This is a genomic window from Vibrio sp. V10_P2A27P122 (assembly GCF_963874335.1).
GTDB lineage: Bacteria > Pseudomonadota > Gammaproteobacteria > Enterobacterales > Vibrionaceae > Vibrio > Vibrio anguillarum.
The window spans coordinates 1-8,982 of sequence record NZ_CAWNHY010000040.1; the positions used below are offsets into that span (position 1 = coordinate 1).

Below are 8,982 nucleotides of genomic sequence, written 5' to 3' on the forward strand. Positions count from 1 at the left end.
CGGCAAAATTCATCATCAAATACGATATTTTGCCATTGAGCGGAGGAGTCACTGTAACAAGAGATTAATGTTTATCCTGATGGCGAGCGGCAATGGCGACAAATTGTTGTTCAACACTCAAAAAAGCCTCTACGACTTGTGGGTCAAAATGTGTCGCTTCGCCCTGTAGGATGATGGCTTTTGCTTCATCATGAGAAAACGCGGGTTTGTAAACGCGCTTTGAGATGAGCGCATCATATACATCAGCCAGTGCCATTAAACGGCCTGAGAGTGGAATCTCTTCCCCTTTGAGTTGTTTTGGATAGCCCGAACCATCCCATTTTTCATGGTGAGTGAGGGCGATTTCTTTCGCGATTGCTAAAAAGGAACTTGTGCCAAGGTGCTGCTCGGCAATCGACAGCGCTTGTGCGCCGATCTCAGGGTGTCCCTTCATAATAGTGAACTCATCATCGGTGAGTTTGCCCGGCTTCAGCAGGACGGCATCAGGGATACCAACTTTGCCAACGTCGTGTAATGGGGCTGATTTGTAGAGTAAATCAATATAAGTGGGCGTTAATAAAGGCTGATATTTCGGTTTTTGGCTTAGATATTGCGCGAGTACTTTGACATATTCTTGAGTACGTAAAATATGAGCGCCAGTTTCATTATCGCGAGATTCAGCTAAAGCAGCTAGGCTAACGATGGCGACATCACGCGTGGTTTTTACTTCATCCTGTGAGTTTTGTAGGCTATCCAACATTTGATTGGTCAACCAAGCCACAGAGCCTAACTCGTTATTTTCAAAAATCGGTAAGCGTTGCGCTATATCACCTTGAGTTACTTGGCATAGCGAATGCTCTTGAGCGTGCAATATTTGCTTCATCAGCTTTCCCCACTGCCAGAGGATAGCGATTACATAACCGCCCAAAACCAAAGAAACATAAATAAACTCTTTAATAATACTTATCTTGCCATGTCCATTGATTAAACTGGCAGGGTTATGTTCAAGCCAAAAAAGATCTTTCACCGCGACCATGGTGAGTGTGGCTGTCAGAGTGATGATCATCAGCATCATTAACCCGATCATCTGCTTAACAATCGAATGCCTTTCACCTTGGAGTTGTTGACGATTCAATTGTACTGCGTGCTGGCGATATTGAGCTCGTTTAGCGATGAGTTGTAATAAGCTTCCGGTAAAGAAACCAAACAGTGTTAAACCAAATAGAATTTTTACATTGCTATCGATAGTGAATTGATAGTGCTGATTGTAATAAAGAGCGAGTGGAATACTGACAAGAAAAAACAAAACACTATCGAGTTTCGCATACTGTTCTGTTTTTGCCCACTGGTGGTGAATAAAGAGATATCGACGCATTACCCATGCACAAAATACACTAATCGTCACATGGGCTGTGATTTCTAATGCGCTTAAACTGGACAACATCGGACAGATTCGTCCGCCATAGGTGGCAAATAGCAGCGCAGCTAAGAGGTAGAGCAGTGCGGTGAGTTGGCTGTTGTTTCGCTTGGTATTATTCATGAATTTGATTTCATTACAGTATGTGATGCTTAAGTTTAGGTGATTAAATTTGTTCGATGTTGTGTTTTCGTGATTAACCGATGTGCGGAGGATCAGAAAAGCGATGGATTCTAGTGATGTATTTCTAGGAAAGATAGCTAAATTAAATGAAGCCCATGTGATCCGATCAGTGCGTCATGTTATGAGAACAGAGGAGAGGGCTTAATGACGTTACTCAGCCGAACTTAACGAAAGTCAATCGTTACTCTGACTGATAAGAGTGGACTGTTTAAAATTACCTAACACAACAAAAGTAAAATTACATCTACCGACTACATTGCAGATTCCTCCAAGCTTTCCTATCTTTAGTTATGAGCTCTAGGCGTTGCATAACAACTTCTTACATAACGTCATAGCTTTCGTCAGTGTTTTATGGCTAAAGGATAATAAATCATGCTCCTCATTAGGCTGGTACGTGTTTACGTGCCCTTAGTGCTATTGTCGATAGTTGCTCTTATGCCACAGCCAACACATTTTGGTGTTTGGGCTCTATTATTTGTTACTTTTGCTAGTGTTAGCTATGCAATTTGGAATTACGAATCCTTCATTTCCCAAGTCAAAGCTCAAAAAAAGACGATTGAACACCTTTCTCAAACACAAGAGATCCAACTGGATGGATATCATTCTTTAGAGCCTCTCTTTGCTCAATCTCTACCAGTGTGGTCTCGTCATATTGATTTAGCCAATGTGCAACTTACCGATTCTGTTACTCAACTGAGCCAGCAATTTGGTGATCTTGTCACGCAGCTTTCACAAGCACTCTCCTTCTCGCAAGGTTCAACCTTAAAAGATGAGCGCAATTTAATGAGCGAAATTGAGCGTTGTCGAGCCATGCTTTCTAAAGCGGTTGATGAGCTTAGAGAAAGCCAAAAGACAAGAGAGCATATGCTTGATGAAATGCGCAGCCTTGATCAATACACAGTCGATTTAAAAAAAATGGCAACCGATGTGGTGGGCATTGCTGAAAAAACCAACTTATTAGCACTTAATGCTGCCATTGAGTCAGCCAGAGCAGGAGAGGCCGGTCGAGGTTTTGCAGTGGTGGCCGATGAAGTGCGTAACCTTTCACAGCGTTCAAGGGAGATCGCTAGCAGCATGACGGAGAAAGTGAACGTTGTCAGTGATGCGATTAATACTACATTTAAGACGGCTGAAATGGCTATTGCGGCTGAGAGTGAACAAATGGAACAAACCGAGCAGCGTATCGATTATGTCATTAACCACTTCCAAGATATGGCACAAACCTTACAGCAACAGTCTGAGCGGTTAAAAGAAGATGCATTTTCGGTGAAGGAAACAATCAGTAGTGTGATTGTGAAATTGCAATTTCAAGACCGAGTAAGCCAAATATTAGAGCAAATCAGCACCAATCTCAAAGAACTCAGTGACTCATTAGAGCTGCTCAAACAAGACAGCAATCATGCGATCGCAGGCGAATTATCCCCGCAAAAATGGCTGGAAAAAATGACCAAGAACTACACCATGATAGAACAACATGAAAGCCACAAAGGCAAGGTTACTGAGGTGAAAAGCAAGGTGACTAGCACGGACATTACTTTCTTTTGAGAACCGTAAATGAATAAATGAGGAACTCTGTGATGAACAAAACGGTACTTGTTGTAGATGATTCGGCTTCAATTCGGCAGGTTGTGAGTATGACCTTAAAAGGAGCAGGCTATCAGACGATCGAAGCTCATGATGGTAAAGATGCATTATCCAAATTGGCCGGGAATCGTGTTCATTTGGTCATCAGCGACGTAAATATGCCGAATATGGATGGCATTACCTTACTTAAAGAGCTGAAGCAAAGGCCAGACACAAAATTTACGCCGGTGATTATGCTCACAACTGAATCTGAGGCATCGAAGAAAGAACAGGGTCGTGCTGCGGGTGCGAAAGCTTGGGTTGTAAAACCGTTTGCACCTGAACAGATGCTTGCCGCCGTAGCAAAACTGATCCAAGCCTAAGGGGGGATTATGCTGACTCCACACCAAACCGATGAGCAATTAATGTTAAAACTTGACGGTGAACTGACGATTTATGAGGCTCGAAATTTGTTTGAGCAGCTGACCCCTTTTGTGTCTCATAGCGAGAAGATCGCCATTGAACTTTCCCAAGTCACTGCTCTGGACAGCAGTTGCGTACAAGTATTGATGGCATTTAAAAAAGCAAGAATAGAGCAGGGATGTGAACTGATTCATCACAGTGAAGTCGTGGTGGATGTGCTGGGTAAACTGGGGCTAGTGGGATGGTTTCATGACCCTATCGTTCTTTCTAGTTCACAATAAGACAAAGTGACAAGCTAATGACGAAGCCCCAGGGAGATACTATGGACGAAATGATGGCTGCGGCGCTCCAAACTTATTTTAATGAGAGTAGGGAGTTGCTTGAAGGGATGGAATCTGACCTTCTTGAACTGGATAGCGGGAATCTTGATGGCTTAAATGAGCGATTAAACGCAATTTTCCGAGCAGCGCATACTGTAAAAGGCTCAGCAGGGATATTTAACTTAAATGAGATCGTTCGTTTTACTCATAAAGTAGAAAGCTTGCTTGATTTATTGCGCTCAGAACAACTTAAGTTGCATGAAAAGCATATTTCCTTGTTGCTTGAGTGCCGCGATCACATGGTGAGCTTGATTGATGATGCTCAAACGGGGCAAGAGTCATCAGAAGATGACGTTACCGGACAGCGCTTAGGGGCCCGATTGTCTGAGTTTTTAGGTCAATCTGAACCAGAAAGTCATTCACCAACCACGGAATCTGAACCTGATCACACCGCACTCGACAATTTCTGCTGGCATATCTCTTTAACTTTCCCGCTTCATGCATTCCAAGATGGTATGGATCCGCTCTCTTTTCTTTCTTATTTAACTACGCTGGGAGAGGTTATTTATATCGAGGCTGTCGACCGAAAATTACCTGATTGGCACAACTTTGATCCGGAATGTTGTTATTTGGGTTTTGAACTGCGTTTCTATTCGCCGGCATCTAAACAACAAATCGAAGACGTGTTTGAATTCATTCGTGAAGAAGGTGACGTTCGCATCTTTCCACCCAGTGCCAAAGTGGGTGACTTCATTGATCACATTCAATCAATGCCCGATGAAAATTATAGAATTGGCGAAATATTAGTTCGTTGTGGCGCGCTCACTGAGACTGAATTGAAGCGTGCATTGCAGCAACAAAGTGAGCGGCGAGAAGCGAGTTCGGACGCGATACCCATAGGCGAAATTATCACTCAGGCTGATGCTCAATTAGCACCCGTACTCAATGCGGCGGTCGATAAACAAAGTAAAGCCCGAGAGGCGCTAACCAAAGAGCAAAAAAGCTTGCGAGTGGATGCTGAAAAGTTAGATACCTTAATTAATTTAGTCGGGGAATTGGTCACCGCAGGTGCCGGCAGTGCATTACAGGCGGAGCTAATTGGCGAAAATGTAATGATTGAATCTGTTGCACGGCTCAATGGCCTTCTCGAAGAAGTCAGAGACGCGGCACTACAGCTTAGAATGGTGGCTATCGGTGCGACATTTGCCCGTTTTCAACGCGTTGTTCGTGATATGGCGAAGGAGCTAAACAAAAGTATCCATCTTACGATTACCGGTGCGGATACCGAATTAGATAAATCAGTGATTGAAAAAATTGGCGATCCTTTAATGCATTTAGTGCGCAATGCGATTGACCACGGCATTGAAACAGAGGAAGAGCGTGTCGCAAATGGTAAACCTTCTCACGGCACCATCACGCTCAATGCTTACCATGACTCAGGCAATATAGTGATCGATGTGAGCGATGACGGAAAAGGGCTCAACAGCGAAAAATTGCGCGCAAAAGCGATTGAAAAAGGGCTACTTGATGAAAACCAACTCGTGAGCGATGACGAGATTTTTCAGCTCATTTTTGAGCCCGGCTTTTCAACGGCCCAGCAGGTTTCCAATATTTCAGGACGCGGTGTCGGTATGGACGTAGTGAAGCGAAATATTACTGATTTGCGAGGTCGAGTAGAGATTCACAGCCTACTTAATCGAGGAACAACTATCCGCATTGTATTGCCGCTCACACTCGCGATCATTGATGGTTTCCTAATTGAAGTGAGTAGCGAAACCTTCGTTGTGCCATTGGATGCCGTTCAAGAATGCGTCGAACTTGATGACCAGTGGCTCAAAGATGGCCAAGGCAAACCTTATATTAATCTCAGGGGACAAGTGCTGCCTTTAATTGATTTAAGAGTGCAATTTAACCTCACTGCGCGTCGCTCAAAACGCCAAAATGTGGTGGTGGTCAGTAGTGCGGGGCAAAGTGCTGGTTTGATCGTGGATAATTTGTTGGGGGAATTACAAACCGTAATTAAGCCACTTGGGCCGATTTTTTCACGGGTTAAAGGAATCAGCGGTTCGACTATTTTGGGCAGCGGGGATATTGCTCTTATCTTAGATATCGCCAGTTTATCGCAACATATTATGAAGGAAGAGTCGAAGCATCGCTTATTGGCAATGCACTAACTTGGCTCAATTACATCGTCAGAAAGGAATAGGCTATGTTTAAAAATATTTCAGTTAAATTCAAACTAAGTATGCTAGTTGGCATCTTAAGTTTGTTACTCATTGTGGTCGGATCACTCGGGCTTTATGGCATGCAAAGAACACTGCATGGGCTAGAAACGGTCTACTATGACCGAACCGTACCAGCACTGTCTATCGGTGACATTAAATCTCGTCTTCTGAGCAATCGTATAGCGCTGGCTTTCTCACAACTGTACCCAGAAGCGGATATTATTCGTGCTCAGATTGAGACGGTTGAGAACCACCTCAAAGTGATTGATGACAAATGGGGCAAATACAAGTTAACTAAATTAACCAAGGAGGAGGCTGAATTAGCAACACAATTTGAAGAACAAAATAAAGTCTTTGTTGAGCAAGCTCTACAGCCCACCATTGATGCTTTGCGACGTTTAGACATTGATGAAGCGACTCGCCTTGCGGTTGATAAAGTACGCCCACTCTATGCACCCGTTGAAAAAACAGTAAATGCATTAATTCAGCTGCAATCTAATGAAGCGCAGAATGTTTATAACCATGAGGTTGAGCTTTATGACAACCTACAAATGATAGCCATTGGATCAATTATATTGGGGCTACTGTTTGGTATTGGATTTGCGGTTACCTTGATCCGCGGGATCTGTAATCCTTTAGAGCAAGCAGTGTCGCTGGCTAACCGACTCGCTGTGGGTGATTTAACAGGTAAAATTGAAGCGACGTCAGGCGATGAATTGGGTCGCTTGCTTGAAGCCATGCAAAAAATGGTGGCCAAGTTGTCAGACATCGTAGGTGAAGTGAATAGCTCAAGTAATGCATTGGCTTCGGCATCCGAAGAAGTTTCAGCTACCGCTCAGAACTTAAGTCAAGGGGCGAGCGAACAAGCGGCCAGTGTTGAACAGACTACCTCGTCGGTAGAGCAGATGTCAGCCTCAATCGCGCAAAACACTGAAAATGCGAAAGTGACCGATAGCATGGCAGGTAAAGCGGCTAAAGAAGCGAAAGAAGGTGGAGAAGCGGTAGCTAAAACCGTGTTAGCGATGAAATCGATAGCTGAGAAAATTGGTATTATTGATGATATCGCTTATCAAACTAACTTACTTGCGCTCAACGCCGCAATCGAAGCTGCTAGAGCTGGCGAGCATGGTAAAGGTTTTGCAGTGGTAGCGGCCGAAGTCCGAAAATTGGCAGAGCGCAGTCAGGTTGCTTCTCAAGAAATTGGTGAGGTCGCTAAAAATAGCGTTGGTTTAGCGGAACAAGCCGGAAAACTGCTGGATGAAATGGTGCCTTCTATTCAAAGAACATCCGATTTAGTACAAGAGATCAACGCAGCTTCAATGGAACAAGCAACCGGAGCAACACAAATTAACCAAGCGATGGAGCAGCTCAACAGTATCACGCAACAAAGTGCTTCCGCATCAGAAGAGCTTGCGTCGACCTCTGAAGAGATGAGTAGCCAAGCACAGCAGCTCCAGCAACTAATGACCTTCTTCAAAACAGAAAATAATCGCCGTGAAGCAGCAAATAAATCTTCAGTTCACCACGAGCAGCAACGCCCTAAACAGAAGAAAGATGTTGAGTTTGTCTCTATGGACGATGAACCTGAGTATGTGCGCTTTTAGTGGCTGGAGGTGAATGTGGCTAATCTTATCCCGGTTGAGGCTAACTCGATGATATTGGCTAAGTCCAATACAGAATTAGCACAAGATCAACAGTACTTAACATTTCAGCTCAATGGTGAAATGTACGCCTTTGCGATTTTGCATGTTAAGGAAATATTAGAGTATGGCAAAGTAACTCAGGTGCCAATGATGCCTGACTACATTCAAGGCATTATTAACTTGCGTGGTGAAGTGGTACCTGTCGTCAACCTAGCTCGGCGTTTTTATCTTAAACCGCAAGAAGTGAATAAAAAAACTTGTGTTGTCATTATCGAAGTGACGAATGAAGAACAGCGTCAAGACCTAGGTGTTATGGTTGACAGTGTTTCTGAAGTCATTGAAATATCAAGTAAGTTTATGAGACCTGCCCCTAATTTTGGTACCAAGATCCGGACCGAATTTATTTGTGGTATGGCTCAATTCGATGAAGAGTTTGTCATTATTTTAGCGGAGGATAAAGTCCTATCTGTTGAAGAGTTGGCCATGATGGAACAGGTCAAAGAGCAGAATGAACTTGCAAGTTAAGCACAAATCTCAGCAACTTGGGAATTCAGCCATGGAGCAAATGTCCATCATCAGTGATGCAGACTTTGAGTTGTATCGTGGCTGGATATATCAATCTGCAGGTATCGCACTAACACCCAGTAAGAAAGCGTTGGTGGTTGGGCGTTTAAGCGGGCGCTTAAGGGAGCTCGGTATAAGTTCATATCGGGAGTATTTTGAGTATTTGACGAAATTTAGCGATCAGCAAGTACGCAAACTTGAACAGCAACGAGCCATCAATTTGCTGACCACCAATGAAACGTACTTTTTCAGAGAAGAGGCCCATTTTGCTTATATCCAGCACCATCTCTTCACTGTATGGGGTAAAAAACAGATCCGTTGCTGGAGCGCAGCAAGCTCGACAGGTGAAGAGGCTTATTCTCTGGCAATGTTATTAGACAGCCGTTACCAAGGAGAATGGCAAATAGTTGGTACCGATATCAATAGTCAAGTGTTGCAAATTGCATCACAAGGTATTTATCCGATGCTACGCCATGAACATATACCGAAAGCCTATCTCAAAACGTATTGCCGAAAAGGCATCGATACCAAGCATGACACATTGAAAATCGTTAATTCATTAAGGAAAAAAGTAAAATTCGGATTAGCGAACTTACAAAATCAGTTGGATGAACTTGGTCACTTTGATCTTATTTTTTTACGTAATGTTATGATTTATTTTGATC

At 43.5% G+C, this 8,982-nt stretch carries 8 protein-coding genes; 7 read left to right on the forward strand and 1 reads right to left on the reverse strand.

Annotated features, from left to right (window positions below; all coding sequences use genetic code 11):
* Positions 1 to 64 precede the first annotated feature (64 nt).
* Entirely contained in the window at positions 65 to 1,519 is a 1,455-nt protein-coding gene (locus tag AACQ17_RS02490; RefSeq protein WP_094167657.1) for an HD domain-containing phosphohydrolase, read from the reverse strand.
* 432 nt (positions 1,520 to 1,951) lie between these two features.
* On the opposite strand from AACQ17_RS02490, the gene AACQ17_RS02495 reads away from it, so the two are divergent.
* The 7 genes from AACQ17_RS02495 to AACQ17_RS02525 all read left to right on the forward strand — a co-directional run.
* Positions 1,952 to 3,124, forward strand: coding sequence for a methyl-accepting chemotaxis protein (locus AACQ17_RS02495; RefSeq protein ID WP_013856758.1), 1,173 nt, complete (start codon positions 1,952 to 1,954; stop codon positions 3,122 to 3,124).
* 17 nt (positions 3,125 to 3,141) lie between these two features.
* A complete protein-coding gene (locus AACQ17_RS02500) occupies positions 3,142 to 3,525 on the forward strand; it encodes a response regulator (RefSeq protein WP_013856759.1) in 384 nt (127 codons plus the stop codon).
* Between the two features lie 9 nt (positions 3,526 to 3,534).
* Positions 3,535 to 3,846, forward strand: a complete 312-nt coding sequence (locus tag AACQ17_RS02505; protein ID WP_013856760.1) for an STAS domain-containing protein — start codon at positions 3,535 to 3,537, stop codon at positions 3,844 to 3,846.
* A gap of 17 nt (positions 3,847 to 3,863) precedes the next feature.
* A complete protein-coding gene (locus AACQ17_RS02510) occupies positions 3,864 to 6,059 on the forward strand; it encodes a chemotaxis protein CheA (RefSeq protein WP_094134084.1) in 2,196 nt (731 codons plus the stop codon).
* A 35-nt stretch (positions 6,060 to 6,094) separates the two neighbouring features.
* On the forward strand, positions 6,095 to 7,714 hold the full coding sequence (locus tag AACQ17_RS02515) for a methyl-accepting chemotaxis protein (RefSeq protein WP_013856762.1): 1,620 nt from the start codon (positions 6,095 to 6,097) through the stop codon (positions 7,712 to 7,714).
* A gap of 15 nt (positions 7,715 to 7,729) precedes the next feature.
* Positions 7,730 to 8,278, forward strand: coding sequence for a chemotaxis protein CheW (locus AACQ17_RS02520; RefSeq protein ID WP_228209078.1), 549 nt, complete (start codon positions 7,730 to 7,732; stop codon positions 8,276 to 8,278).
* Positions 8,262 to 8,982 (forward strand): CheR family methyltransferase (locus AACQ17_RS02525; RefSeq protein ID WP_094167658.1); only part of this gene is annotated, 721 nt, incomplete at its 3' end. The genes AACQ17_RS02520 and AACQ17_RS02525, both read left to right, overlap by 17 nt.

Bases quoted from the DNA above. Each gene is read 5' to 3' on its own strand.
- AACQ17_RS02490 (WP_094167657.1), bottom strand. From the start codon at position 1,519: ATGAATAATACCAAGCGAAACAACAGCCAACTCACCGCACTGCTCTAC.
- AACQ17_RS02495 (WP_013856758.1), top strand. From the start codon at position 1,952: ATGCTCCTCATTAGGCTGGTACGTGTTTACGTGCCCTTAGTGCTATTG.
- AACQ17_RS02500 (WP_013856759.1), top strand. From the start codon at position 3,142: ATGAGGAACTCTGTGATGAACAAAACGGTACTTGTTGTAGATGATTCG.
- AACQ17_RS02505 (WP_013856760.1), top strand. From the start codon at position 3,535: ATGCTGACTCCACACCAAACCGATGAGCAATTAATGTTAAAACTTGAC.
- AACQ17_RS02510 (WP_094134084.1), top strand. From the start codon at position 3,864: ATGACGAAGCCCCAGGGAGATACTATGGACGAAATGATGGCTGCGGCG.
- AACQ17_RS02515 (WP_013856762.1), top strand. From the start codon at position 6,095: ATGTTTAAAAATATTTCAGTTAAATTCAAACTAAGTATGCTAGTTGGC.